Origin of the sequence: Enterococcus sp. 7E2_DIV0204, from assembly GCF_002140855.1 — a bacterium.
GTDB classification, from domain to species: domain Bacteria; phylum Bacillota; class Bacilli; order Lactobacillales; family Enterococcaceae; genus Enterococcus_L; species Enterococcus_L lemimoniae.
The window spans coordinates 697,086-723,150 of record NZ_NGKY01000001.1; the positions used below are offsets into that span (position 1 = coordinate 697,086).

Here is a 26,065-nt window from a genome sequence, read left to right on the forward strand (position 1 = left end):
TGTCTCCTCTTTATAATCATAATAAAAAAGTAGCAAAAATACTACGATATTTTTATTTTCTTTAAAAGTAAATAAAAATATCGTAGTATTCAACTGAAGTACTAGCAAAAAATAGTAAGGGATACTCAATCTCTTGCAACAGATAAAAATGATTACCTTAAAAAGGCTCTATTGATCAAAAAATCTTTAGGTGCTAACAAATAGGCTGCGGTTGTTAAAAATTCTGATTGGGCAAGATTGGCATATACCATGCTATGCGCGGCATTTTTCATTTTATAAACAGATAGCAAGTCTGTTGGTATTTTTTCTGAGTATGTTTTTTCAGTGTCCTTAATATCTACGTTTTGGTCATGGTCAGCAAGGATCAACTCAACTGGGACATCTATTTTTTCTAAATCAGCTCGACTGTTCCCTCTGAATTTTTTTTTAACAAAGGACCAGCGCTCTTTTGACATTGGCTCTGATTCTGGCGTATTTGCTAGATATTCTTGAAAAGATACATTATTTTTTAATAACGTGATTACTTGTGCTTCTTTTCCTAAGGCTTCTGTGATTTGTTGCGGTGTTTTGCCTTCTCGTTTTAATTTTTGTGTCGTATAATACGTATTTTGCGTTAACCAGTCAATCGCTGGCGATACCAAGATTATTTTAGAAAGCGGGACTTTCTTTTGCGCAGCAACTTTTGGGACAACCCAACCACCTTGACTTATTCCCCATAACACAATTTTCTCTGTATTTATGGTTGGCTGCTTCCTTGCCCATTGAATGACTTCAGTTACTTCATCTGCCCGATCATCCATCGATTGATTCAGCCAGTTTCCTGCTGATCCAGTAACCCCTGGTTTTGCCCAAGAAATAGTTGTAAATCCAGCTTTAGCAAATTGTTCCATCATAGGCCTATAACCACCTTCGTTTGTGGCATCAACTGCTGCATCTCCATGAACTAGCACTACGATTCCACGAGACTCACGCCCTTTTGGTTGTGTTAACACAGCAGCTAAACGGCCTTTAGTAGTTGGAATCCATTTAGTGGTCTCATGCATATCATAAAAATGTTCATACCAAATAAATATGCCTAAAATCATAAGTAATCCTGTAAAGAGCAGGATCAACTTTTTCACTCGTTTCATCTTATCTACTCCATTCCATAAAAAGCCAATTTGGTTCATTCACTAAAAAACCTAAAAGAACTTTTCTTTTCCTTTTAACGATTGAAAACCCGCACTTCAAATATAGGCGCTTTGCATGTGTATTTTTAGCGGAAACAAGAAGGGTCAGCTTTTCACCTTTTTTCGTATTTGTTTGTGCCGTCTGGATTAACTCCTTCGCAATTCCCTGTTTTTGAAATTTTTCGTATACTGCAATATTTTCAATATACTGCTCCTCATCAGCTGGACGATACTCTAGCGCTGTCAGCAATAAGAGATAGTGAGCGATAGTAAAAAAACCATACTTTTTAACTAAATCAAAAGGATACGCTAGTTTTTGGGTATAATTATTTTTTCCCGCAATAGTCAATAACCCGACGATTTTGTTTTCCTTCTTTGCAATATAATCAACGGGAGCGATCTGCTGAGAATATTTCCGTTCAAGATAAACTAAAATATCCAGCTTTTCAGCTAGCTTTAGATGGAGTGTTCCAAATTTAGCGGAAAAAGATGTTAGCAACAACCTAAGTACCTCCTTTTCTTCCTGCTGACTTAATTGATCACGAGCAATCACATGGATGCTATTATTCATAACCCCCTCACCCTTTCATTGAAATAAACCCTTGAAGTTCATACAAAAGTTTATTGTTCATTAAAATAGAAGAATAGGCTTCCTCTTTGATGATCACTTCTGATACACCTAAGGATGGATAGTTGGTGTCTTGCTTAAAGTTATCAACAGCTTCTAACAATTCTGCCTCTTCTTCTACCCAAACTCTTTTTACTACATAGTCACCCGCTTTTAGACGTTTATCTTTTGCCAAAGGGTCTTCAACGTAAACATCCATCTGCTGATCGCAGACTAAATAATAGAGTGATTCAAAAAGCATAGGTTGGTTGTTTTGAGTATTTTTGAAAGCTTTAAAGAAGCCAGCTATATTCATTGATTCCATCACTGGATATGAATAGACTTTCCTCAAATTTCTTGCTGGCAAGCTAAGATATCCCTCCTCTTTTTGTTCGATCTCTGGCAATAACGCTTCAAGTTTCTTTTTAGCAACGACTAATTGGTGAATTTTGTCTTCTGTAGCTTGTAGTGTTTCTTTTAACGTTTGTTCCGCCCAAACATTATCCTGATTGGTCATAAACTTAGTAATTTGAGCCGTTGATACGCCTAAACTTCTCATTAAAAGAATATTTGCCAACTGATACACTTGATCAATACCGTATTTGTGGTATCCATTATTATCAATAAATGCTGGCGACAATAAGCCTTTTTCTTCGTTATAGCGAATTTGGTGTTTGGAAATAGCCAATAATTCAGCTAATTGTCCCATAGTTAAATATGTTTCCATTTTGATCTCCTCCAATAAAAAATAGATATGCTCATCTAAAACGACTAAAAATGTGGTCCAGTTTTTTTAGTGAGCGTTTGTTCTTAGTTCTGTTAGCATAAACTATGAGGTCACCCAACAGTCAAGTGCCGATAAAAAATAGTTCCTTTTCCACACCATACGAAAGCGATTTCAAAATCATAATAAAAAAAATGCTATTGGATGTTCGTGCATACATAACAAACAACTTCACTATGTATTAAAGCTAATAGTGTAATTTATCCGAAAAAAATAACAAAAGTTTGTGAATTTCCAGTTATTTCTTCCTTTTACTAGAGATAAACAGCTATTTTATAAGCATTTATTTTGTGAATTCTTTACTTTTAGTATATTATAGTTATTAAGAGGTATGTACCAATATTTTCGAAAGGATATGAAAACTATGTTAAAATTATATACTACAAATAGCTGTACATCATGTAGAAAAGCGCGGCGTTGGCTAATTGATCATGATATTCCATTTGAAGAAAAGAACTTTGGCACGACTCCCATTACATTAGACGAACTAAAAAATATATTAATTTTTACTGAAGAAGGCACGGAAGATATTATTTCAATCCGTTCCAAAGTTTTTCAAAAACTAGATATAGATATCAACGAATTACCTTTACATGCATTATTGGAGCTGGTGAAAGACAACCCCGGATTATTACGCCGCCCGATTATGATCGATGAAAAAAGATTGCAGATTGGCTTTAACGAAGATGAAATTCGTTGCTTTTTACCAAGATCTGTTCGCAAAAGAGAATTATCACAAACATTGCTTTTAAGCGGCTTATAACTGTTACTACCTCGAATCTAATAACGTAAAAAAATCGGCTTCTTCTAAATTTGAGCATGAAGAGGTTGGGGCAGAAACAACCCCACCGTTTATTCGGATAATAAGAGCCTGAAACATACCTTTTAAAGGTATGTTTCAGGCTCTTATTCCAACTCTGTTCAAATAGAACCGAGTCTTTTTCTGATTGATTTTTCGTTATCTCACTTTACAAACATAGCATCACCGAAGCTAAAGAAACGGTAACGTTCATCGATTGCATGTTGATACGCAGCCAAGGTTAGATCACGCCCAGCAAATGCACTGACCAACATCACTAATGTTGATTTAGGTAGATGAAAATTAGTAGAAAAGGCTTGGACAATTTTAAATTCATAGCCAGGGGTAATAAAAATATCTGTCCAACCACTATCTGCTTTGATTTGGCCATCAAACTTCGTTCCGATTGTTTCTAAAGTCCGAATCGAGGTCGTGCCTACTGCAACAATTTTTCCGCCGTTCGTACGAACTTCATTTAATTGGCTAGCCGCATCTTCAGTTAAACGATAAAATTCACTGTGCATTTCATGTTCTGCAATATTGTCAACACTAACCGGACGAAATGTACCCAAACCGACGTGTAAGGTCAAATAAACTAGCTTCACGCCCTTTGACTGGATTTTAGCAAGTAGTTCCTGTGTAAAGTGCAAACCAGCAGTAGGAGCTGCTGCAGAGCCATTTTCTTTTGCATAGACGGTTTGGTATCGCTCTGGGTCTTCTAAACGCTCTTTTATATACGGTGGCAAAGGCATTTCGCCAAGTGATTCCAAGATTTCTAAGAAGATTCCATCATAACTGAACGTGACGATTCGACCACCATGTTCGAGTTCTTCAACAACGGTTGCACTTAAACGACCATCGCCAAATCTGATTTTTGTGCCAACTTTTGCGCGCTTGGCTGGTTTGATCAGCGTTTCCCACGTATCACCTTCTGTATTTGTCAAAAGCAGCACTTCCAAATGGCCACCAGTTTCAGATTTTTCTCCATATAAGCGCGCTGGTAATACACGCGTATCATTCATGACTAACGCATCTCCAGCGTTTAATTCATCAATAATATCATGAAAATGTTTATCTTCTATCTCCTTTGTATCACGGTTCAAAACCAAAAGACGTGAACTCGTTCGATCTTTTAAAGGGGTTTGAGCAATTAGCTCTTCTGGTAAATCAAAATCAAAATCTTCTGTACTAAGCATATTTGTCACTCTTTCTACTTGATTTGTCTTGGCTATTCTACCATTTTTTACGTTATCTGGCTACGAAGAAAACACCTTGCTAAAAGACAAAATACTTGAATCTACTGTTTCAAACCGTTAAACTTACTAAAAGTAAGTTATTGAAACTAGGAGGTTTATCATGTTTGCACCACTTCATCATGTTTCCTTATTGACTAGATACGCTGAGGAAAATCACTTTTTTTACACAACGCTTCTTGGGTTGCGTTTTGTAAAAAAAACAGTCAATCAAGAGAATCACAAAATGCTTCACTACTATTACGGAGATTACGCTGGAACACCTGGTTCTGTCATTACCTTTTTCGTCGTTCCGGCACTCGCTAATCGGTATGATAATGACCATTTTTTGAATTCAATCGGACTAAAAATCCCCAAAGGCAGCTTGCACTTTTGGGAACAGCGGTTAACTGAAGCTCAAATGATCTTCACTAAAGAACAAAACACATTATATTTTCAAGATCGAGATCAAGTAACTATTCGGCTAGTTGAAGTAGAACAACCATCATTAGCTAAGGCGTTACAGGTTCAAAACTCCATTCCTGGCGACAAGCAAATTTTAGGTCTTTTGTCGACCGAGTTTCATGTCGCTGATCTTGAAAAAACAGCAGAATTTTTTTATCGATTGTTAGGGTGGAAATCTGATCAGGGGTATCTACAGCTGAATGGAACAGACTTTATTCAGCTAGTGCAGACCGATACAGCAGAAAAAACGAGGATGGGTCGAGGCAGTATGGATCATGTAGCCTTTTCGATTAAAGATGAAACGGCTCTTGATCATCTATATAAAAAAGCGAAACAACAAGGTTAGCATATTGAAAAAATAATCCATCGTAGTTATTTTAAAAGCTTGTACATCAGAGAACCCGGCGGTAATCGTGTTGAATTCGCTACTTTAACACCTGGATTTACGATCGATGAACCCTTAGACGCTTTAGGTGAACAGCTTGCACTGCCGCCCTTCTTGGAAAAAAAGCGGACAGAGATCGAAGCAACTCTTTATCATGAACCATAAATTGAATGACTCTTAAGTAAAATCCTCTATGTAGCTTACCCTAAGATACAAACAGGTGCCAAAGACAAAAATAAATGAACTTATCTAGAATAGGTCAAGATTATTTTTGTTCTTCTGCTCCTGTTTATACCTCTTGAAAATCAAAGACTAGATCAAACAAAACAGAACATTACCATCTCAACGATTCTACTAGGTTTGTCCAGCTTTGATTTTTGCAAAACTGCAAAGATCAAATTTATGAAACAGCTTTTGACTGTCGGCTTCAGTTAAAGCAATTCACAATCCAACTCTTTACACTCTCTAGATAGAAACAAAAAAATGGTATCGGTAAACTCTACCAACACCATTGCATGTTCAACAAATAGGCATCACATAATCCATCTTAAATTCTGGAAAAGAAAGTTCTAGATATTTCTCCCAAAATTGAGTAAAATGGAATATGTCGATGTTACGCATTGACAAGGGCAACTTGATTGGTCAGCTTTCTCTGACTTATCAGGGCTTCACGAATCAGCGCCAACTGATTTGTGAAGTGCCTTTTTTATTATATTCGTTTCTATCTATTACTCATTTTAAAGAAAAACAATTTCATAGTCAACAAAGTGTCAGAAAATATTTCATTTATCTTGTTTTATTATGAAAATAAGCGAATTATTCTCTATTTTTTAGTAGCCTACTTGACTTCTTTGTTAATTAAAATAGGTAAAAAAAAGAGCGAGAGAAACACCTATGAGAGCTATCGCCCTCATAGGTGTTTCTCTCAGCCTCTCTGTTGGACATCCATCTAGATATTCTGAGTATCTAGATAGTCCTCATTGGACCAAAAGGATTCTTCATCTATCGGAGTTTGAGGTTTTCTTTTTTTGGTTGGTATTAATTTTGGTTGTCTCGTTTTTCCCTCTTCAATTAAAAAAAACCATTTTTTACCATCATTGGCTTGAATGATATCGGTAAAATCAATCATATTTTTTTTCAACCATTTTTTTCTATCTAGGTTATATTTTGAATCGTCATGAAACAACTCTTCTTTCAACAACACAAATTTTGCTGAAAAATCCATCCCTGCAGCCATAAGATATAGCTGATCCGCCTCTTCAAAACACAATTCCTCGTTATAAATATCACCAAGTGAAATAAACGCATTGAAACACTCATTTAGTTGAATGCCGCCATTTTTGATACTTGCTTCTATAACCAATTTGAAAAAATAAACTGCTTGTTGGTAATCTTTTGTTTCCAAGGAACGCTTTCCTTGTTCAAACCACTTTTTAATCTTCCTTTTTTTAAACATCCTTTTCTCCTTAAAACTTTTTTGAAAAACGAGCAAAGACAGCTACCAAAGTGCTGCTTTATTAAAACATAGATTCAACCTTCGATTTTTTTATAACACCCATTCAAGCTTAAGGAGAATGTTTTGCCTAACTCCCCTTATATAATAGACCCGTTGTAATTCATAAAACTAGACCATTGTCATCTCTTCGACAAACTGCTAAAACCTATTCAACTTTTTCCAAAATTTTAACATCGCCAGTTTTTGATTTTACATCAATTTTATATTTTCCGTCATTTGATACATCAGAAAAATCATTTCTCAATTCGCCAGTCCCAGTACTAGCAATAACTTTGATTGCTTGACTTGGGTCTTGGAGCCATTTGATAAAACCCGATTGGCTGGATACAGTTGCATTTACTTTACTTTCTTGAATAGCAATTGTTGGTCCAGAGCCATTTTTTAAATCTAATGTCCCTTGATTTTCTTTTGAAACGTTTTTGCCGCTCTCATTGACCATTAAAAGATCCCCTTTGGTTCTTTTTACAATCACTTGACCATCTATTGCCGTGGCCGTAAGTTTCTTTGTTTCGGAGTCTTCTAAAATCATTCGTCCTGAATGATTGTTCAAAACAACATTATCCGAACGTAAAAATTTCAAAATAGAAAGTCCCTTATTGCCATCGATCGTTAAATCACCCAGCATACCAGTGATAACTGTTTTGCCAGAAGTACTTTTAACGTTTAAATTCATCGCTGATTCTTCGATAATTACGTCGCCATAATCACTAGCTACATTGCCTTCATCTGCAATAATATTTTTGGCATAAACATCTCCTGAAATTAAATCTAAGTCAAAATTTTTCGTTTGGATATCCAGCAAACGTAAATCGCCTTGGCTTAAACCTAAGTGAAAATCATCGAGGGTCGTCCCTTTCGGAATAAAGAAAATCACTTCTGAACGTCCTGTTCGTGTGAATGAATCAAAAATATTTTCCTCATCCAATGTTAAGTCAACTTTATTGTCATATGAGCCATTTTCGATCTTTTTAATGTCACTTTCTTTGAATCTGCCTTTCACCATTAAGCTTGGTTTTTCAGTACTAGATACCTCAACTATGGTGATCTCAACATCTGCATCTGAATCAAAACTAAAAGCAGCATGATTGCTGGAAGCTAGATTGATTTCTTTGGAATATGGTCTACCGCTATACATTAACTGGCCTGTTACTGAAAAAAATAGCAACAATGCGATGCCAAGTCCAGATAAACCAATTGCAACCCCATTGATCAAGCGCTACTTTTGACTAAACCAACTTTTAATAACTTGTAAGATAATCGCCAATAAAAATAAACATAAAATTGTTGGAATACCAGCAAGATTTCGTTCTTCTATCAATTCTTTTACGACATAGATCAAGAAAAATCCAAAGACTGCCAACAGTCCTAAAAGAAATAATGGTCTCAACACTTTAAATACCGTCTTGATAAATTTTTGCATTCTTTTTTTCTGAGTTTGAATGAATACATCTTGAATTTCTTCTCTAGGAACAACAGAAGCTTTGGCATTGATTGCAGCATCTAAGCTTAGATCTGCGTAAAAATCAGCAGCTATTTCTTCTGGCGGAGCAAGTCTGGCAACAACTTCTGCTTCTGTTTGTCCTTCTTCTAAACAAATAGCTAATTACTTCAATAAATCTTCTTTCAGCTCGTTAAAATTTTCTATATCTTCTTCAGCAAAAGCAGCCTTTAGTTGGTTTAAATATTCTTCCATTGTGTTCACTAATCTGCCTCCCTCAGTTTATTTACTTGTTCAACGAATTCATCCCAATCACGCTCTAAAAGCTCCAAATATTCTTTTCCTTTATCCGTCATTTGGTAGTACTTTCTGGAAGGACCATCTGGTGATTCTTTGGTATAAATCTCACAATATGATTCTTTAACTAATCGGCGTAAAACTGGGTAAAGCGCCCCTTCGGTAATTGGTATAAACTGATTCACTCGTTGTGTTAATTCGTATCCATATCGATCTTCTTTTTGAATAAAATGAAGTACACACATTTCTAAAGCACCTTTTTTAAATTGGCTGGAAGCCCTCATCGCTCAATCCCCTTATCACAGTTTTGATTGACAAATTACCCGCAGTTTCTATAAGTAACCACTGAAATAAATCGACTATGAAAAGAGCACATGTCTAATTTCTAAAAAACAGCAAATTAAGCGCTGCACCAAAGTGCTTTATTCTTTGGTACAATTCTTGTTCAGTCCTTTATCGGTGGTTATTGCGGTTGTAATTCTTTTTCTCTTGAATGATACCTTGACGCTCTTCTGGTGTCAAATTAGGATCACCCAACTGCCGGCCCCACTCTCTATTTTGCTGACCTCTTTCCCGCCCACTAGCTGAGGCGCCAGACACCGCTTCGGGCTCCTCAACAGGAACAGGTGCTAGTGGCGTTTGGGTCTGTTCTACTGGTTGTTGTGCTGCAGCTTGATCTTGGCCTGCTGCCTGTTCATTTGCTGCTTCTTGAGCTACGGTTTGACTGGCTACTTTTTCTTCTTCCGCTTTTTTAGCGGCCTCTTTCTTTTCAGTCTCTTCTTTTTGTTTTTGAACTTTTTTTGCTTCTTGCTCTTTTAGTTTTCTCTTGATTGAGTTCTCTACATGAGCGATCTTTTAAGAAACGACTTCTGCTAGTCTTTCTCTTTTTAAAGCAAACCGCTCCCTAACTGCTTCATCTTTTGAAAAAGCAGCATCTGCGGTATTTACCGTCTGGGTCGTCCCGATCCCGATCATTAAAAGAGCTATGCAAAATACTATAAATATTGATGGATAAAACATTCCACCACTGTAGCTGACCTAGATCTAATTGCCAGATATAATAAATCAAAGCGAAACAGTTTACCCCTAATAATAGGATCTGAATTTTGCAGTTGCGCCAATCAAAGTAGCTTTTTTCCCCTTGGATCCCTTTAATCGTCACATGGAATTTTTTATTCTTTTTAGGACTAAACAAGGTCTCTTTCCAAACTGCCCAAGAAACTTGCGGTGCTGTAACAAGTTCATAAATATTATTTATGAAGGAATTATATTTTTTTCTAGTAACTGACTTATACATCAGACTTCCCGATAAAAATGCTGGTAACCAAAATATCACTAGTTGCGCCAACATCGTTTTCAAGCTTGAAATGTTAAAAACCAAATATAAAAATGGACATAGTAAATAAATCAATTTATACATGCCAGAATACCAGTACAGCACACCATCAAGATAAAACCATTTTTGAATGAAGCTTAAATTTTTCAGTTTCTCTAATGTATATTTTTTAGCAACCTGGACATTACCACGTCCCCAACGATCCCGTTGTTTCACATAATCTGCTAACGTTTCTGGAGAAAGGCCTGAAGCGAGCGCTTCATTGACAAAGACGCCTTGCCAGCCATTATTTTGCAACAATAAACCTGTAGCCATATCTTCTGTGATCACACCGGTTGTGAATCCACCGATCGAATCTAAGGCGGCCCGCTTAAATAATGCATTACTTCCTACGTACAGTACTGTACTGCATTGAATTGATCTTTGCCTTCTTCTAAACTACGCATAAAAAAGTCTTGCTCATTGTTGATTTCACTATCTAAATATAGATTGTGTTGAAATATATCGGAATTAAAAAACGTTTGCGGTGTTTGAATAAACCCAACATCCTCTTGCGCAAAATACCCAAGCGTTCGTTGTAAAAACTCACGTTTAGGCACCATATCTGCATCTTGAGTCACAATAATTTCTCTGCTAGTTTTGGTTAGTGCATAATTTAACTTCCCAGCTTTGGCATGCTCATGTGTTGGACGAGCAATGAATTCAACATGATGTTTTTCTGCTAATTTTTTTACTATCAAGCGATCTCCATCATCACAAAGATAGATCTTTAATAGCTCTTTAGGATAGTCAATAGATAAACATCCTACAACAGTTCTTTCTAAAATATCAATATTTTCATTATAGGTAGCGATCAAAATATCAACAGTGGGTAACACTTTTAATTCATCTACGGTTTTTTCTTTCCGTTTATACGGCTTCCAAAATAAGATCACTAGAGTAAAGGCCTGAATGAATCCCATAAATTCTGCCAGATATAATAAACTCCCGGCAATCGTTTCAACAATACTTCCACTAGGAATCGTATAAACAAACCGCCAAGCTAAGTAAATAAATTGGATAATAACAAAACCAGTTAAGACAAATTTCCGATAGTTTTCATTTCTCTTCGCTACAAGATAAAATAAAAACAAATAACTCAAACTAAATACCAAATTCCATAACCCAAATTTTTCCATTTTTTTCTCCTTTTCGCCTCCTGTTATTCATAAAACAGTAGTTGCTAGTCAACAATATACTAAGGTTTCCAACTATTGTTAATAGAATAATAGTTAATAAGTCCTTCTTTCCTCTCTTTTTCCAGCATTTCTTAGAAAAATACGTTGCTCATCTCATTCTTTTTGACCTTAAGAATGGTCATAAAAACCTCTGATTTGTCCAAATCGTTGTTTTGTAGCATACTAGTAGTAGAAACATTTGTTAGGAAACATTGTAATTATGTAAGAAACAAGACCAAGAAAAAAGAATTTGGGGTGAGAAAGTTGATCGAATTTCAACATGTTTCAAAAATTTACAAAGGCGGGAAAATCGCTGTAGATGACATCAATCTGTCTTTTGATAAAGGTGAATTTATCTGCTTTATCGGAACCAGTGGTAGCGGAAAAACAACTTCAATGCGGATGATCAATCGGATGACGGATCCTTCAAAAGGGAAAATCTTGATCAATGGTGAAGATATCCAAACGATTAATCCTGTTGAGTTGCGTAGAAAAATCGGGTATGTTATTCAAAATATCGGGTTGATGCCACATATGACAATTAGAGAAAACATCGTACTTGTACCGAAGTTATTAAAAGTAGACCTTGAAGAACGCAATAAAATCGCAGAAAAAATGATCGATTTAGTGGAACTACCTAGAGAAATGCTTGATCGTTATCCAAACGAATTATCTGGTGGACAACAACAACGAATCGGCGTTGTTCGGGCTCTTGCAGCCAATCAAGATATTATCTTGATGGATGAACCTTTTGGTGCACTAGATCCAATCACTAGAGACTCTTTACAAGACTTAGTCAAAGATTTACAAGAACGATTAGGAAAAACAATTGTATTTGTTACTCACGATATGGATGAGGCCCTTAAATTAGCCAATCGAATTGCCATTATGAGTGAAGGTAAAGTGATTCAATTTGATACGCCGGATAATATTTTACGTCATCCAGTCAATGAATTTGTCGAAGAATTAATTGGTGAAGATCGTTTGATCCAAGCAAAACCTGATATTACTACGGTTGGTGAAGTGATGCTTAATAACGCTATCACGATCACACCAGAAAAATCATTATCTGAAGCAATCAAACTAATGAGAGAAAAACGGGTTGATACCTTACTAGTCGTTGACGGATCTGGTGTTTTAAAAGGCTTTATCGATGTTGAAACCCTTGACCGTCGTAGAAATACGGCTACCAGTGTTAGTGATATCATGAATCCAAAAGTCTTCTTTGTAAAAAAATCTTCTTTATTGCGTGATACGTTGCAACGAATTTTAAAACGTGGCTTAAAATATGTTCCTGTTGTAGACGACCAACAAAAAGTCGTTGGTATTTTAACCAGAGCTTCTCTAGTAGATATCGTTTACGATGTTATCTGGGGTGAAGAAGAAACAGAAGAAACTGCTCCAACTCAAAATGAATCAGAACCAACTGATGTCAAACAGCCTCAAGCGGAGGTGTAAAAAAATGAATCAGTTTTTATTAGAAAGAGGAAATGAACTTGTCACTAAAATTGGTGAACATATTTTTATTTCTGGTATAGCACTGCTACTAGGGATTTTATTTGCTGTACCGATTGGAATCCTGTTGACCAGAACCAAAAGAACCGCTGCAATCGTTATTGGGTTGACCAGTGCCTTACAAACCGTTCCATCACTTGCTTTACTTGCTTTGATGATCCCAATTTTTGGTGTTGGAAAAATTCCAGCAATCATTGCATTGTTTATTTACTCTTTATTACCTATTTTACGAAATACGTATATCGGTATCCGCGAAGTCAGCTCAGATTATAAAGATGCTGCTAAAGGGATGGGGATGACTAATGTCCAATCGATTTTTATGGTCGAGTTACCAATCGCTATGCCAACGATCATGGCTGGGATTCGCCTTGCTGCAGTCTATGTGATTGCATGGGCAACACTTGCTTCTTACATTGGTGCTGGTGGTCTTGGCGATTTCATTTTCAGTGGGTTAAACAACTACCAACCTGATTTGATTTTCGCTGGAACGATTCCTGTGACTATTTTGGCTTTAGCTGCCGACTTATTATTAGGACTGTTGGAGAAAAAATTGACGCCTAAAGCATTAAGGGGGGCGGAATAATAATGAAACAAAAACTTAAATTATTACTGTTAACTTGTTGCAGTGCGTTGCTATTAGCAGGCTGTTCTTTACCTGGACTCGCATCTAACTCTAATGATTCAACCATTTCCATTACCGGAGGAATCACATCAGAAGCACAGATTTTAGCCAGCTTAGTTGCTGGCATGATCGAACATTATACGGATGAAAAAACGACGATCATCAACAACTTAGCAACAACTACGATCAATCATCAGGCTATGATGAATGGCGATGCACAAATTTCAGCTGCCCGTTATACTGGAACTGATTTAACAACGACGCTTAACTTAGAACCGATCAAAGATCCGAAAAAGGCCTTTGATGTTGTTCAATTTGAATTTCAAAAAAGATTTCAGCAAAAATGGTTTAATTCCTATGGATTTGCTAATACCTACGCTTTTATGGTCACACAAGAAACCGCTAAAAAGTATAATTTGAAAACCATCAGTGACCTCAAAAAAGTTGGTGATCAATTGACTGCTGGTGTTGATACGTCTTGGATCGACCGTAAAGGAGATGGCTACAAAGGCTTCACCGAAACATACGGCTTCGATTTTAAACGTGTTTTCCCAATGCAGATTGGTTTAGTCTATGATGCTGTTGCTGCTAACAAGATGGATGTTGTCTTAGGTTATTCAACAGATGGTCGGATCGGCAGCTATGATCTGGTGATTTTAGAAGATGATCTACACTTCTTCCCACCTTATGATGCCTGTGCAGTTGCAACAGACGAAATCTTAAAAAAACATCCTGAACTAAAGGATGTCTTAGCTAAATTATCTGGAAAAATTTCAACAGAAACAATGCAAAAGTTAAATTATCAAGCGGACAATGATTTGATGGAACCTGCAACAGTGGCTGATAATTTCTTAAAAGAACACCATTTCTTCGAATCTGAAGGAGGTGGAAAATAATGCAGAATTTACAAGATATGAATCTGCTCCAGCAGTTTATCTATTACTTTGAACAAAACGGCAGCTATGTATTGAGTCAATTTGTTCGGCATTTTCTAATCTCTATTTACGGTGTATTATTTGCCGCTATCGTGGGTATTCCAATCGGGATTTTCATTGCCCGTAGAAGAAAAATGGCCGGCTGGGTCGTTAGTATTGCCAACTTGATCCAAACAGTTCCTTCTTTAGCAATGCTTTCAATTTTAATGCTAGGTCTAGGACTGGGCGTTAATACCGTTATTGTCACTGTCTTTCTCTATTCACTGTTACCGATCATCAAAAATACGTATACTGGGATGATCCAGGTCGATCGAAATATTTTAGATGTCGGTAAAGGCATGGGGATGACTAAGTGGCAACGCCTTTACATGGTAGAATTACCCCTTTCCGTCTCCGTGATCATGGCAGGAATTAGAAATGCTTTAGTTGTAGCGATCGGAATCACCGCAATTGGTGCTTTTGTCGGGGCTGGTGGACTGGGTGATATCATCATCCGCGGAACCAATGCCACAGATGGTACCGCCATTATCCTTGTTGGGGCTTTACCAACTGCTTTGATGGCAATCATTACTGACTGGGTGTTGGGTATGATCGAACGCCGATTAGATCCGGCGAGTAAACATTCATAGAACTAAAATTTTGTACTCTTCATATCCTAGAAAGGAACAGTTTTACTATCGGTAAGTTGAGTAGTAAAAAACGACTTCAACGACTTTTCTGCATCCAAATTGCAAAATAGTTGTTGGAGTCGTCTTTTTAGTCATTACTAAAATAATCTAGCAAATTTGAGTGTTTTGAATGCTACACTATTATTTAACTGCTTATAATTAGTGGCATTACAAAAATAATCAAATTAAAAAAGAAGTGAGTAGAAATACTATACCAAATATTGTTTTTAATGATATAAATAGTGCTTAAAATGAGCCCTAATACTAAAAATGGGATTAAAAGTATCAAACTATAACTTGCTGCCGCTGCATGACTAAATGCAAATAATAGACTAGATATCAACATCATACCTAGTTTTACATAGCTATGATTGGAACTAAGAAAACAATATCGATAGACTATTTCTTCTATAAAAGGGGCAAACAAAATACTTTCTAAAAAGAAAGATATTGTCCAATAATATGTTGCAAAATTTAGTGTTTTACAGTTATAAAAGGAAACAGCTTTTGCTCCAAGCCTTTATCCTGATTTGCTATTTGGTAGATCTTATTATTTCTTCAAATGATAGCTATACGTCGCAACCACAATATTTTCCCGCCAAGATAAACGCAAACGTAAGCGCAAACTCGTTTGGTTATGCAGAATATTTTGCCAGCGCCGATTAGGTACAAACTGTGGAATCAAAACGGTTGTCGTGTAATTCCGTTTGGCTGAATTCCGACTTACTAAGTCCACATAACGAAGAATTGGATTGGTGATCGAACGATAAGATGAATGGACGACAGAAAAACGAATATCTGGAAAATGTTGCTTAAAAGCGGCTTCGATTTCTTTTTCCTTTTCAACGTTTTCATCTAAGGAGACATGCATCGCTACTACATAATCACCGATCGAACGAGCATAATTGACAGCTCCCACATTGGCTTGGGTGGCATTTCCGACTAAGACAATCACTGTATTACCATAAAATTCCTGCTGTTTAACTGTTTCTTCTAAGCGTAGTTGTTCAGCTACATTTTGGTAATGAGTATGAATACTGTAAAAAACAAAAATCAACACAGGCATAATAATAAAGAACGGCCAGATATCGCCTAAACGATACATGAACAAAATAACGATGATAGCATAAGAAATGAAAGCTCCAACAATATTCGCAATTGATTTTGATAACCATTTCTTCGTTTCTTTCCGCCATTTCAGCACCATCCCAGTCTGAGATAAGACAAAAGGTATGAAAACCCCAATTGAATAAAGGGGAATCAAGCGTTCTGTTGACCCTCGGAAGATCAATAACAATACGACAGAACCTGCCGCCAAGGTCAAAATCCCATTTGAATAGCCTAAACGATCACCACGATCCATGTACATATGGGGCATGAATTTATCCTTGGCTAAATTATAGGCTAATACTGGAAAGGCTGAAAAACCGGTATTAGCGGCTACTGCTAAAATCAGCGCTGTCGTAAATTGCAATACATAATAAAGGATATTTTGACCAAAAACAGCTTTTCCAATCTGTGCTAACACGGTCACTTCCGTTTGAGGAACGATTCCATACCAGTAGTTGATAAAGGTGATTCCCACAAAGAAAAATCCTAAGATAGCTGCCATCAAGGTGAGTGTTCCTGCAGCATTTTTTGCTCTAGGCTTTTTGAAAAAAGGGACCGCATTACTGATGGCTTCCACTCCAGTCAATGAAGAAGAACCTGAAGAAAATGCTCGTAAAATCAAGGCAATCGTAATCCCTGGTACAACAGTTCCCGGAATAGCAGTAGCATGTAAAGGGACCGCCCCTGTCATGATTTTGAACAAACCAGTCCCGATCAATAATGTGATCACAGCAATAAAACTATACACAGGAAACATCAAGAAACTAGCGGATTCTCTCAAACCGCGCAAATTCATCAGCATGATCAACAACACAATCACAATCGAGATCGCCACTTGGTGACCATACAATGCTGGCACCGCTGAAATAATCGCCTCAGCACCTGCTGAAACGGATACAGCCACGGTCAGCATATAATCGACCAGCAATGAACCACCAGCCACTAAACCGGCATTCTTTCCTAAATTTTCGCTACTGACAACATAAGCGCCACCACCATGAGGATAGGCGTGAATGATTTGCCGATAAGATAACGTTAACGAAATAAGTAAAATAATAACAAAAGCAGCGATGGGTAACGAATACCAAATAGCAGCAGCAGATAATGTAACCAGTACGACAACGATTTGTTCTGTCCCATAGGCAATTGATGATAATGCATCTGATGACAATAAGGCCAGTGCAGCAAAACGACTCAACTTATGCTCATCGTTTTCAGTTGATTTTAACGGTTTTCCGATAAATAATCGTTTTAAGTAGTCCATTTGATCAACCTCTCCTTCTTTGATTTTTTCTATTTTATTTTCAGAAAAAATTATGCTTTTTCCGCAAACAATCACATATGCTACGCCCATAAATGACGATTGTCAATTATTTATCTGCTAAACTACTGAAATATTTATCCCTTCCTCTTTCGCTATTTAACAAATTCTTAGAACATTCTAGGTGGATATACATTTTAAATGCAACACCAAAAAATTATAAAGAAAATTCCTATTATAATGGTATTGATTTGGCAAACCCATTGGGAGAAATTTTTTCTATGACTTCATACACCCATCTTACTACACGTATACGAGAAATAATATTTATATATCATGGTTCCAGTTTTCCTTGATAAAGTTCATTATCAATCTAGAAAATAACTAAGCTTAAAATCACCTTTAGTTGTTATGACAAGTTTTAAGGAATGAAGTATAATAAGCATTATTTAACTAAAATAGAGGGTAAGCAATTATGGAAAAATCAAAAACTGTAAGGAGCTCTGATGATAAAAAAAGAAGAAATGCCTTTATGTGATGTCGCAACTACAGTCGAATTAGTAGGAAGTAAGTGGAAGTTATTAATACTCAGGGATCTTATTTCAGGCCCTAAAAGAACATCCGAACTCAAACGTTCTTTGTCAGGTATCTCTCAAAAGATTTTGACTGAAAGCTTAAATTCCATGATAGAGGATGGACTTGTAAATAGGCTGGACTTTAAAAAGGTGCCGCCTCATGTTGAATACAGGTTAACTCCTCTTGGAAAGTCATTTCTTCCAGTTATTGAAGCTATGAGGCAATGGGGAAAGTACTACAAGTCGCAGATCTAACTCATAGGTACCTTTTTGTTCCTACTTCACAGATTGAGTTTGATAACATAGTATTATGTGTATAACATAATTAGTGAGGAGAAGAGAATAATGAATATAGAACTATTTGAATTTACTTCCGTTCATACGACGTCTAAACTAGTAGAATTGGAAAATGAATCTGCTCTACAAGTAATAAAAAGTGAGAAAATAATGGAATTCGATGAAAATACCTATTCAAAAGTAGAAAATCGGTCATTTCATAATGGAGTAATTGAAGTAAAAGTTCTGAGTAAACTGTTACCAGATGCACCTGATTTTGCGAGAGGCTTCATTGGAATTGCCTTTCGAATCAGTGAGGACGATTCTTCTTTTGAATCTTTTTATGTCAGACCAACGAATGGACGAGTAAGCGATCCGGTTAGAAAAAATAGAGGTGTACAATATTTTTCCTATCCCAAATATACGTTTGACTATTTTAGAAATCGAGGGATTACAGATTTTGAAGGCCCAGCAGATATCGGTCTTGATGAGTGGATTACAATCAAAGCTGTTATAAAAGATCAAAAAGCAGTTTTCTATGTAAATAATGAAGATGTTCCTACACTTATTGTGGATAATTTGATATTGGGTGCTAAAACAAGAGGTTCCATTGGGCTTTTTGTAGATATTGGTACGCAAGGCTTTTTCAAAGATTTAGAGATTACTTCATACGACTAACTAATACAATGACTACGAAAATTTTTTAAAGTGGCTGAGGCCAAAGTGACAATCACTTTGGCCTCAGCCACTAAATACAAGTAAACAAATTCAAGGCGATTATACTAATTTGGACTGCCTTATTACTATTCTACTATTTGCCATGACCGATGTTGATCAAAATAGTCTGCTTCTTTTTTTGCCTGTTCAACAATGCTTTGGGGATAATTCAGCACATGCAACAGCTGAATGGCATTTCTTGTTGTAGAAGGACCTTGTCGCAATTGATAATCAAAGGTCACGCCTTGTTCTTTAGTAACCTGTTCTTCAAAATGAACATTATCACATGATTCTTTTAAAATTTCTGTCAGTTCAATATCATGAGTCGCAACAAACGCTAAGGACGGATACGCACCTAACCAATGCACCATACTAGATGAGGCGGCAATGCGCTCGATCGTATTCGTACCTTTTAATATTTCATCGATAAAACACAAACAAGGAACAGTTGTTTCAGCCAAGTCCAGCACGCGTTTGACCGATTTTATTTCTGCTATAAAATAGCTGTCCCCTTCAAAAATATCGTCTTCAACTGCCATTGACGTTAAAATATGGCCAAATGGTAATTGGAAGTGCGTTGCTAAAGCTGTGTGAATCGTTGCAGAAAGAATACAGCTGATTGCGACACTCTTGACATACGTTGACTTACCTGAAGCATTAGAACCTGTTACAAGTGTATTTTTGGTCCAATTCACCTCATTTGGCACTGGTGTTGTTAGTAATGGATGATAGACTTCTTCACCCAGCACTTGAACTTCCTCTGAAAAAACTGGCTGACTGGTATCAGGCATGACCATTCGGAAATTTAACACGGCGGCAGCTACTTCTAGCTCTCCCAACAAACGCCACATTTCTTTTGCCTGCAACTCATAATTCTTCAATTTTTCCAAAACAAAATTGTAGGAAATGAATGGTAACATAAAAATCATCGCAAAATAATCAAACATCAGCTCCGCATCACTATTTGACTTCATTCGAAAAGAAATACCAAACTTAGTCATCGCAGCGAGTGGTCGTAAATTTTTCGCCAGCTCTTCTTGAAAAGGTGTTTTTATTTTCGCTATTTTTTTAGCACAGGCAACCGTTTGAACCAAATAGCCCATACAAGTCAGCTCACGTTGGAGTTTTGCCTTTTTTACTTGATAATAGATGACGTTGAATAAAATCGAGCCTAATAGTAATAAAATGGATAACGACGTTGGAAATACCAACACTACTATCAGTAATAGAATAGGCAAAAATCCGCAGAATAGATACAAGTTTGTTTTAGGCAATTCTTGGCTTCTGGTTTCACTTAAATAGCTTTCTACATTATTTTTGTCTTGCTTCCCTAAACAAGCAAAATGAAATTGCAGCTCTTCTCTAATCGTCGGTTTTTGTTGATAATAATCGATCAACCGCTCTAAACGATCATGGCTTTCTTTAGAAAAATTAAAATTTCGTAAACGTTGATACAGCGCCTCTGATCCTACACTAGAATAGGTTCCATTAATTCGCTCAAATAAAGCAAAGCCGTCTAAGTCATACCAAGTAATATCATCGATTTCACTATCATAATCTCGGTACTTTTTTGCCTGACTCCATGCTTCTTTCAAGCTTTCTTCTTTATCAAAGAAACGCGAACTTGGAAACGTTCCCCATTGACTTTTAACCATTGCTCTCAGTTTTAGGCGATTATAGATTTCCATTACAGTGATGATTAAAACAATCAGTCCCACAAAACCAAGGACAATCAATTGAGCTTCCATTCAAAATCCCCCTTTTTTAATCAGTATATGGTTTTGTGAATTTAGATACAAGAAAAAAAGAAACAACTGAGGTAAATCCTTTGTGGATATCGCTCAGTCACTTCTTTTTATTTTACGATTGATAATACTCTTGGTTCATACTTTCATACTCACCCAAATCCCACTCTAAGGGGACATGTTCTTCTACCATCGCTTTTTTTGAATACTCTAACTCTATCTGTTTAGAGTATTGAGGGCTTGCATTCAACATATGGGTAATGGTTTCATCCTGCATTTTTATAATATGTTTCAAACGGACTTTTTCTAATTTTAAATCCGTGATTTCCTCTTGCTGCAAATCCTTTTTCCCTAATAAATTTCTTAAAAATTGCTTATCCCTGACAATCACCAATGTCAACACAACGATCACCACAACGAAAAAATATAGAACAACCAATAACTCACTATTCATCTTTTTAATTCCTCCTAACAATCCATCCCTATGGTACCACGTTAAAGAAGAATATTTTTTCATTTTTTTAGATAAAACAACCGATTTTATATTTTTTTTGAGAAAATAAAACATATTTATATCGATAGTTCATCATTTTCTAAATATTTAAAGTAGATAATTGTGGTCAAAGGTTACTTTCACTGGATAGTCACCAATATTTCTGTAAACTTGTTCCTGAATTCGAATCTTTAGCTCCTGATCTGTCGCTTTAAATTGATTTGGAACAACTAAATCAAATAAGATACGCGGTTTACCACCATGTTCAACTAAACGAATGTCATGTCCTTTTAATTCACTATCGATTCCTTTAATGATTTTTTTCAGTTCCTGATGAATAAACTGTTGTCTTTGGTCATATAAATTTACTGGATCAATATGGCAAACTAGATCCACGCCTAGCTTTTGCCTAAACTCTAACTCGATTTCATCAATTGTTTCATGTGCTTTGGTCAAATCCCAGCGATCATCAATTTCAATATGAACTGACGCAAAGGTTTTGTTTGGACCATATTGGTGGATCAGCAAGTCATGATAGCCCACAATTTCTGAAACAGAGGATAGATACAACTTCATTTGATCGATCGCTGCTTGGTCTGGGCGTAACCCCATCAACTCATTTATAAACTCACGAATCAATTGCAAGCCACTAAAAATAATATAACAAGCAATGACCAAACCAACGATGCCATCGATTTTTAGCCCCGTAACACCTTCAACCGTTGCTGAGACTAAAACCGCAATCGTTGTGAAGACGTCGTTTAAACTATCTTTAGCCGTTGCAACAAGGGTATTTGAATCAATTTTTTTAGCTACCCGTTTATAAAACAGACTTTGCCAAACTTTGATCAAAATCGACAAAACTAAAATGATCAGAATCACTGGCGTCACTTTGATGCTTTGTGGTGCTTTGATTCGTTCAATCGAAGTCATAAAGAATTGAAACCCTACAAAGGTGATCAACAATGACACTAACATCCCACTGATATACTCAAAACGTTCATGACCGTACGGATGCTCTTTATCTGCAGGTTTTCCCGCAATATAAAAACCAACTAAGGTTAAAACCGAAGAAACGGTATCTGACAAGTTATTCATGGCATCGGCCATGATCGACACACTGCCTGAAATCAAGCCGATCAATAGTTTCCCTACAAAAAGGAGTAAGTTAGATAACAAGCCGACAACTCCTGCAAAAATACCAAAGGCTGTTCGCGTATCTGAATTTTTTGGTTGTCTTTTTTCAAAACGATCTATTAAAAAATTTATCATAATCATCCCTACCTCATTTTTAGCATATCTTAAGACTATAAAATGATTTTGGTCATTTGTATAGTGAAATCCTATTTTTATTAGTGACTTTTTATTGTTTAGAAAGACCCAAGTTGATTGATGGGCTTTCTTTGTTTTTTTGTTAGGTTTGCCTTGAAAAAATGAACAAAAAAGAGCGAGAAAAAGGCTGCTCCTACTGATATCTCGGAGCTAAACACTTTTGACTCGGCCTTTTTCAATTTGTGATTCATTTTAATGGAAGATACGACTTTCATGAGAAACTTTCGCAAATTTCTTCGTTTTTTCTTCAATATAAGGATATAAGAATATCCCCAATGCACAGAATACAATTGCGATCGTGCCTAAAATAATAATCGCTTTCCAAGCATTTGGCCAATAAATTCCGCCTGCCGACTCCCGTAATAAATTCACCGCATGGGTAAATGGTAAAAACGGATTGATAAACTGGAAGAACTTGCCGGAAACTTGGATCGGATAATTTCCGCCCCCGCCTGAAATGGAGAGGACTAAGATAATGATCGCAGCACCTTTTCCGACATTGCCGAACAGCGCCACAAGTACATAAACCATCATCATAAACGTAAAGGCGATCAACAAGGCAAACAAGACACTATAAAATGGCTGTCTCACATCTACTCCTAGCACGAAGTAATTACCTAAAGTCACGATCAAGGCTTGCGCTAAGCCCATCACTAAGAATGTTAGCATTCTTGCAGAAAATTGTTCTCGTTTAGAATATTTACCACGGTCTTTTTCATCTAAATAAAAATCAGTGGTTGCTACACTTGAAAATAATACGGCTCCGACCCACAGACACAATGCTGTGTAAAACGGCGTACTAGCTGAACCGTTATTGGCAATTGGATAAATTTTATGTTCAGATACTTCAACAGGTTTTGCAAAGAAGTCACTTTCCGCGTTAGCATCCAGTTTAAGCAGTTTTATCACTTGTCCAAGGTCAACGTCCTTTTCACCTTTACGAATCGCTTCAGCGGCTTTATGAAGCCCTGTTTTAATGTTTGGCCAATCGTTTTGAACTAATTCATTGGCTTTGTTTAAAGCAGATTCTAAATCCGGCATTTTTTCATTGACTGTTTTTAATGTTCCCGTAATGTTTTCTTTGATTTCTGGGTAATCATTTTTAATAAAGCTTGCTGCTAAGCCCAGTTTTTCTTCTATTACAGGTAACTCGTTGTTATAAAGATCTGCGCCTTTATTGATACCATTGACGATTGTTTCCATGTGTCCATTCAGTAATACATTCGCATCATGAACTTCTTGTTTGATCGCTGGTAATTCTGCTTGATATTTTTCTAAAATACCGATTGCATTGGCAACCGTCGCTTGAGTTGAATTTAATAGTGTTGCAAAGTCGATTTGTTTTGCTTGACTAAGCAGACCTTGTGCAGTTGAAATCGTATTGATCAGTTTGGTTAGTATATCATTTACATCCGCTGCAACCGCATCGACATTGATACTACCTGCAATCCCAGCAATGTTTCCAGCCATACTTTCGATCTCAGCAAGAACAGCTTTTAATTGATCAACTGAAATTGAATCCGCGTCGATACTATCTACTCTCGCTTTCAAACCACCGATCAGTGTGCTCAAATTGTTCAAGCTATCAATGATTGGTTGAAGGTCTTGATTACCAGAAGAATTTTGAATATCTGTCAGCATCGCCACTAATTGATCGATCGCTGCCTGTTGTTTGCCTAAACTATCGCTAAATTGTTGCAACATTTGTTTTAAAGCTGCACGTTCATCTGGTGTTAATTCATTATCTGTCAATAATTGTTCGATTTGTCCAGCAATTGCTGATACATTGGAGCCAATGGTTTGAACAGACTCCAAGGTTACTTTGATACTGCTAGTAATACTTGGCAACGCTTCTTGTAATTTTGTTGCACCATCTTTGGTCACTGTTGCTAATTGATCTGCCTGATCTCCAAGTTTTTCAATATCTGGTAACGCCGTTTGAACTTGCTGGATGATCGTTAATCCTTGTTTTGCTTCATTGATTCCATCAGTCATCGTTTGTTCAACTGAAGCAAAATCTTCATCGATCATCGCTAATTGTTTACCAGCATTTTGAATTTCCGGAATTTTTTCTTGCAAGGTTAAAATAACTTTAGCCTGTTCTTTGATCGTTGGCATCTTATCATTTAAATCTACCAATTTTGTTCCTAAAGCATCCACTTGCGGTAAATAGTCAACAAATTCATTTGCTTTCGCTAATTTTGTTTTCAGTTCTGGCATTTTGTCATGAAGTGTTACGACTTCTTGTGTATACTTATCGATTTGCTCAATGTTCTCATCCGTTGATAAAATCATATTTTTTACTTTGGTGATACTGACTAAATTAGAATCTAAATTATAGCCTATATCATTAAATACCGTAACTAAGGTACTACTTGCAGTTTTGGTAAATTGATCGGTTATTTGGGCTTGTAAAGAAGAAGCGCCTTTTTCTGCAATCTTTGGAGCGATCGCATTGATTTTTTCATTGATAGAATACTCTATTTTAGGTTTGACGATTTCACCTGTAGTAAAACTCAATAAATCTTTAGAAAAATCTTTCGGTAAATAAATCCCAGCGAAATATTTCCCGGATTTTACCCCTTTGTCTAATTCTTCTTTTGAATCAACAAACTTCCAACCTAATTGTTTATTTTCATGGAGGTTTTTCAGGACTTCTTTCCCGATATCAACTTCCTTACCTTGAAAACTTGCTACTTTGTCGTCACTGTATACCGCAATTGGCAATTCTCCAGTGTTTGCGTAAGGATCCCACAAAGCTTTGATATTGAACCATGCATAAAGTGATGGAATAATCATCAGTGCAATGATCAAAAATGTAGCAATTGGGTTCTTAAAAATACGTTGCCAATCTAATTTAAATAACTTGAATGTATTTTTTATATGTTTCATCCTGCTCACCTACTCTTTTTAATGACTGATATACTTTAGCATAGTTTTTTTATCAATAACAAATGAAAAATCCATTTTTTGTCTATTTCTACGACAAGTTTCTAGAACTGTCGTAGAGAGTTCTTCTATGTATTTGTTTTCATCATTTAACCAACTATTTTTTATTGATTTACCTCTTCTACTCATTCTTTCTAACACCTAAAAAAAAGACAAACTCATCCGAATGAATCAGCTTGCCTTTATTTTTTTGCTTATAATTTTGCTGAAAACTCTGATACAACTTTTTTGACTTCGTTTACTGAATCAGGATCCAGATAAGAAAGTGCTCTAGGAACCACACTCATAAGGTACATTTTATCGAGTTTATCCGTTGATTTTCTTTCCATCAATTCTGCCAGCAAATGTTTCATGTCTTCTTGATGATCTGGCTTGGTTCGATCCATTATGAAGTCATAAAATTTCTTTTCTTCTGCTTTCATTGGCGATGCCCCCTAGAATTTTATTCTATTATAAACTTAAATAACAATAAGTAGTAGTATTTTGATTTATTTATAAAAATAACAATTATGCAAAAAACAACAAAACGAAAAGGATATTGTTCTGCTGTTTCTCTAACGAATCGGGGAAGCCATTTTTTATGTTTAATTCATTTGCTCAATCATTTCAAAAATATAATAAT

General features: G+C 36.3%; 25 protein-coding genes and 1 pseudogene. 8 read left to right on the plus strand and 18 right to left on the minus strand.

What is annotated here, in order from left to right; all coding sequences use genetic code 11:
* Positions 1-152 precede the first annotated feature (152 nt).
* From A5819_RS03335 to A5819_RS03345, 3 genes are read right to left on the minus strand one after another with little or no spacing between them, the layout of a single operon-like run.
* Positions 153-1,130, minus strand: coding sequence for a S9 family peptidase (locus A5819_RS03335; RefSeq protein WP_086281843.1), 978 nt, complete (start codon positions 1,128-1,130; stop codon positions 153-155).
* A gap of 1 nt (position 1,131) precedes the next feature.
* On the minus strand, positions 1,132-1,740 hold the full coding sequence (locus A5819_RS03340) for an N-acetyltransferase (RefSeq protein WP_086281842.1): 609 nt from the start codon (positions 1,738-1,740) through the stop codon (positions 1,132-1,134).
* Between the two features lie 7 nt (positions 1,741-1,747).
* Positions 1,748-2,503 carry a MerR family transcriptional regulator gene (locus tag A5819_RS03345; protein WP_086281841.1) on the minus strand — a complete coding sequence of 252 codons (756 nt, stop codon included), beginning with the start codon at positions 2,501-2,503 and terminating at the stop codon, positions 1,748-1,750.
* A 421-nt stretch (positions 2,504-2,924) separates the two neighbouring features.
* Between A5819_RS03345 and spx the strand changes: the two genes are divergently transcribed.
* A complete protein-coding gene (gene spx / locus A5819_RS03350; protein ID WP_086281854.1) occupies positions 2,925-3,323 on the plus strand; it encodes a transcriptional regulator Spx in 399 nt (132 codons plus the stop codon).
* Positions 3,324-3,523: 200 nt separating this feature from the next.
* On the opposite strand, the gene queA is transcribed toward spx, so the two are convergent.
* Complete coding sequence (gene queA / locus A5819_RS03355; RefSeq protein WP_086281840.1) at positions 3,524-4,555, minus strand: tRNA preQ1(34) S-adenosylmethionine ribosyltransferase-isomerase QueA; 1,032 nt, start codon at positions 4,553-4,555, stop codon at positions 3,524-3,526.
* A gap of 160 nt (positions 4,556-4,715) precedes the next feature.
* Here queA and A5819_RS03360 point away from each other — a divergent pair.
* Positions 4,716-5,606: pseudogene (locus A5819_RS03360) on the plus strand (VOC family protein).
* 784 nt (positions 5,607-6,390) lie between these two features.
* On the opposite strand, the gene A5819_RS03370 reads toward A5819_RS03360, so the two are convergent.
* The 7 genes from A5819_RS03370 to A5819_RS03390 form a co-directional block, all read right to left on the minus strand.
* On the minus strand, positions 6,391-6,897 hold the full coding sequence (locus tag A5819_RS03370) for a hypothetical protein (RefSeq protein ID WP_086281838.1): 507 nt from the start codon (positions 6,895-6,897) through the stop codon (positions 6,391-6,393).
* Between the two features lie 205 nt (positions 6,898-7,102).
* On the minus strand, positions 7,103-8,170 hold the full coding sequence (locus tag A5819_RS03375) for a DUF4097 family beta strand repeat-containing protein (protein WP_254907209.1): 1,068 nt from the start codon (positions 8,168-8,170) through the stop codon (positions 7,103-7,105).
* 3 nt (positions 8,171-8,173) lie between these two features.
* Entirely contained in the window at positions 8,174-8,377 is a 204-nt protein-coding gene (locus tag A5819_RS19675) for a hypothetical protein (protein WP_254907210.1), read from the minus strand.
* Between the two features lie 281 nt (positions 8,378-8,658).
* The gene (locus A5819_RS03380) at positions 8,659-8,976 is read right to left on the minus strand and encodes a PadR family transcriptional regulator (protein WP_086281837.1); all 318 of its coding nucleotides are present in this window, start codon (positions 8,974-8,976) and stop codon (positions 8,659-8,661) included.
* 169 nt (positions 8,977-9,145) lie between these two features.
* On the minus strand, positions 9,146-9,292 hold the full coding sequence (locus A5819_RS19160; protein ID WP_176271348.1) for a hypothetical protein: 147 nt from the start codon (positions 9,290-9,292) through the stop codon (positions 9,146-9,148).
* Between the two features lie 313 nt (positions 9,293-9,605).
* Entirely contained in the window at positions 9,606-10,445 is an 840-nt protein-coding gene (locus A5819_RS03385) for a glycosyltransferase (RefSeq protein WP_086281836.1), read from the minus strand.
* Entirely contained in the window at positions 10,418-11,206 is a 789-nt protein-coding gene (locus tag A5819_RS03390) for a glycosyltransferase (protein ID WP_086281835.1), read from the minus strand. Before A5819_RS03390 ends, A5819_RS03385 begins: the two co-directional genes overlap by 28 nt.
* Positions 11,207-11,509: 303 nt before the next feature.
* On the opposite strand from A5819_RS03390, the gene A5819_RS03395 reads away from it, so the two are divergent.
* The 4 genes from A5819_RS03395 to A5819_RS03410 are packed head-to-tail and all read left to right on the plus strand — an operon-like array spanning position 11,510 to position 14,946.
* Positions 11,510-12,703 carry a betaine/proline/choline family ABC transporter ATP-binding protein gene (locus tag A5819_RS03395; RefSeq protein ID WP_176271349.1) on the plus strand — a complete coding sequence of 398 codons (1,194 nt, stop codon included), beginning with the start codon at positions 11,510-11,512 and terminating at the stop codon, positions 12,701-12,703.
* A gap of 4 nt (positions 12,704-12,707) precedes the next feature.
* The gene (locus A5819_RS03400; protein WP_086281833.1) at positions 12,708-13,343 is read left to right on the plus strand and encodes an ABC transporter permease; all 636 of its coding nucleotides are present in this window, start codon (positions 12,708-12,710) and stop codon (positions 13,341-13,343) included.
* 2 nt (positions 13,344-13,345) lie between these two features.
* Complete coding sequence (locus A5819_RS03405; RefSeq protein ID WP_086281832.1) at positions 13,346-14,278, plus strand: osmoprotectant ABC transporter substrate-binding protein; 933 nt, start codon at positions 13,346-13,348, stop codon at positions 14,276-14,278.
* Positions 14,278-14,946: an ABC transporter permease gene (locus A5819_RS03410; protein ID WP_010762606.1), complete on the plus strand. Its 669-nt coding sequence runs from the start codon at positions 14,278-14,280 to the stop codon at positions 14,944-14,946. The genes A5819_RS03405 and A5819_RS03410 overlap by 1 nt, the downstream gene beginning before the upstream one ends.
* Before the next feature lie 184 nt (positions 14,947-15,130).
* On the opposite strand, the gene A5819_RS20060 is transcribed toward A5819_RS03410, so the two are convergent.
* Positions 15,131-15,436, minus strand: a complete 306-nt coding sequence (locus A5819_RS20060; protein ID WP_086281831.1) for a CPBP family glutamic-type intramembrane protease — start codon at positions 15,434-15,436, stop codon at positions 15,131-15,133.
* A gap of 99 nt (positions 15,437-15,535) precedes the next feature.
* A complete protein-coding gene (locus tag A5819_RS03420) occupies positions 15,536-17,359 on the minus strand; it encodes an APC family permease (protein WP_086281853.1) in 1,824 nt (607 codons plus the stop codon).
* Positions 17,360-17,862: 503 nt separating this feature from the next.
* Here A5819_RS03420 and A5819_RS03425 point away from each other — a divergent pair.
* A complete protein-coding gene (locus tag A5819_RS03425; RefSeq protein WP_086281830.1) occupies positions 17,863-18,186 on the plus strand; it encodes a helix-turn-helix domain-containing protein in 324 nt (107 codons plus the stop codon).
* A 90-nt stretch (positions 18,187-18,276) separates the two neighbouring features.
* Positions 18,277-18,885, plus strand: a complete 609-nt coding sequence (locus A5819_RS03430) for a hypothetical protein (protein WP_086281829.1) — start codon at positions 18,277-18,279, stop codon at positions 18,883-18,885.
* A 125-nt stretch (positions 18,886-19,010) separates the two neighbouring features.
* On the opposite strand, the gene A5819_RS03435 is transcribed toward A5819_RS03430, so the two are convergent.
* The 5 genes from A5819_RS03435 to A5819_RS03455 form a co-directional block, all read right to left on the minus strand.
* Positions 19,011-20,672 (minus strand): DNA mismatch repair protein MutS, encoded by a 1,662-nt coding sequence (locus A5819_RS03435; protein WP_086281828.1) that lies wholly within the window; start codon positions 20,670-20,672, stop codon positions 19,011-19,013.
* A 112-nt stretch (positions 20,673-20,784) separates the two neighbouring features.
* Positions 20,785-21,123 (minus strand): hypothetical protein, encoded by a 339-nt coding sequence (locus tag A5819_RS03440; RefSeq protein WP_176271351.1) that lies wholly within the window; start codon positions 21,121-21,123, stop codon positions 20,785-20,787.
* 147 nt (positions 21,124-21,270) lie between these two features.
* A complete protein-coding gene (locus tag A5819_RS03445; protein WP_176271352.1) occupies positions 21,271-22,434 on the minus strand; it encodes a cation diffusion facilitator family transporter in 1,164 nt (387 codons plus the stop codon).
* Positions 22,435-22,686: 252 nt separating this feature from the next.
* Complete coding sequence (locus tag A5819_RS03450) at positions 22,687-25,386, minus strand: YhgE/Pip domain-containing protein (RefSeq protein ID WP_086281826.1); 2,700 nt, start codon at positions 25,384-25,386, stop codon at positions 22,687-22,689.
* 251 nt (positions 25,387-25,637) lie between these two features.
* Entirely contained in the window at positions 25,638-25,865 is a 228-nt protein-coding gene (locus A5819_RS03455; RefSeq protein WP_086281825.1) for a hypothetical protein, read from the minus strand.
* Positions 25,866-26,065 lie beyond the last annotated feature (200 nt).

Bases quoted from the DNA above. Each gene is read 5' to 3' on its own strand.
- A5819_RS03335 (WP_086281843.1), bottom strand. From the start codon at position 1,130: ATGAAACGAGTGAAAAAGTTGATCCTGCTCTTTACAGGATTACTTATG.
- A5819_RS03340 (WP_086281842.1), bottom strand. From the start codon at position 1,740: ATGAATAATAGCATCCATGTGATTGCTCGTGATCAATTAAGTCAGCAG.
- A5819_RS03345 (WP_086281841.1), bottom strand. From the start codon at position 2,503: ATGGAAACATATTTAACTATGGGACAATTAGCTGAATTATTGGCTATT.
- spx (WP_086281854.1), top strand. From the start codon at position 2,925: ATGTTAAAATTATATACTACAAATAGCTGTACATCATGTAGAAAAGCG.
- queA (WP_086281840.1), bottom strand. From the start codon at position 4,555: ATGCTTAGTACAGAAGATTTTGATTTTGATTTACCAGAAGAGCTAATT.
- A5819_RS03370 (WP_086281838.1), bottom strand. From the start codon at position 6,897: ATGTTTAAAAAAAGGAAGATTAAAAAGTGGTTTGAACAAGGAAAGCGT.
- A5819_RS19675 (WP_254907210.1), bottom strand. From the start codon at position 8,377: ATGCAAAAATTTATCAAGACGGTATTTAAAGTGTTGAGACCATTATTT.
- A5819_RS03380 (WP_086281837.1), bottom strand. From the start codon at position 8,976: ATGAGGGCTTCCAGCCAATTTAAAAAAGGTGCTTTAGAAATGTGTGTA.
- A5819_RS03390 (WP_086281835.1), bottom strand. From the start codon at position 11,206: ATGGAAAAATTTGGGTTATGGAATTTGGTATTTAGTTTGAGTTATTTG.
- A5819_RS03400 (WP_086281833.1), top strand. From the start codon at position 12,708: ATGAATCAGTTTTTATTAGAAAGAGGAAATGAACTTGTCACTAAAATT.
- A5819_RS03405 (WP_086281832.1), top strand. From the start codon at position 13,346: ATGAAACAAAAACTTAAATTATTACTGTTAACTTGTTGCAGTGCGTTG.
- A5819_RS03410 (WP_010762606.1), top strand. From the start codon at position 14,278: ATGCAGAATTTACAAGATATGAATCTGCTCCAGCAGTTTATCTATTAC.
- A5819_RS03420 (WP_086281853.1), bottom strand. From the start codon at position 17,359: ATGGACTACTTAAAACGATTATTTATCGGAAAACCGTTAAAATCAACT.
- A5819_RS03425 (WP_086281830.1), top strand. From the start codon at position 17,863: ATGATAAAAAAAGAAGAAATGCCTTTATGTGATGTCGCAACTACAGTC.
- A5819_RS03430 (WP_086281829.1), top strand. From the start codon at position 18,277: ATGAATATAGAACTATTTGAATTTACTTCCGTTCATACGACGTCTAAA.
- A5819_RS03435 (WP_086281828.1), bottom strand. From the start codon at position 20,672: ATGGAAGCTCAATTGATTGTCCTTGGTTTTGTGGGACTGATTGTTTTA.
- A5819_RS03440 (WP_176271351.1), bottom strand. From the start codon at position 21,123: ATGAATAGTGAGTTATTGGTTGTTCTATATTTTTTCGTTGTGGTGATC.
- A5819_RS03445 (WP_176271352.1), bottom strand. From the start codon at position 22,434: ATGATAAATTTTTTAATAGATCGTTTTGAAAAAAGACAACCAAAAAAT.
- A5819_RS03450 (WP_086281826.1), bottom strand. From the start codon at position 25,386: ATGAAACATATAAAAAATACATTCAAGTTATTTAAATTAGATTGGCAA.
- A5819_RS03455 (WP_086281825.1), bottom strand. From the start codon at position 25,865: ATGAAAGCAGAAGAAAAGAAATTTTATGACTTCATAATGGATCGAACC.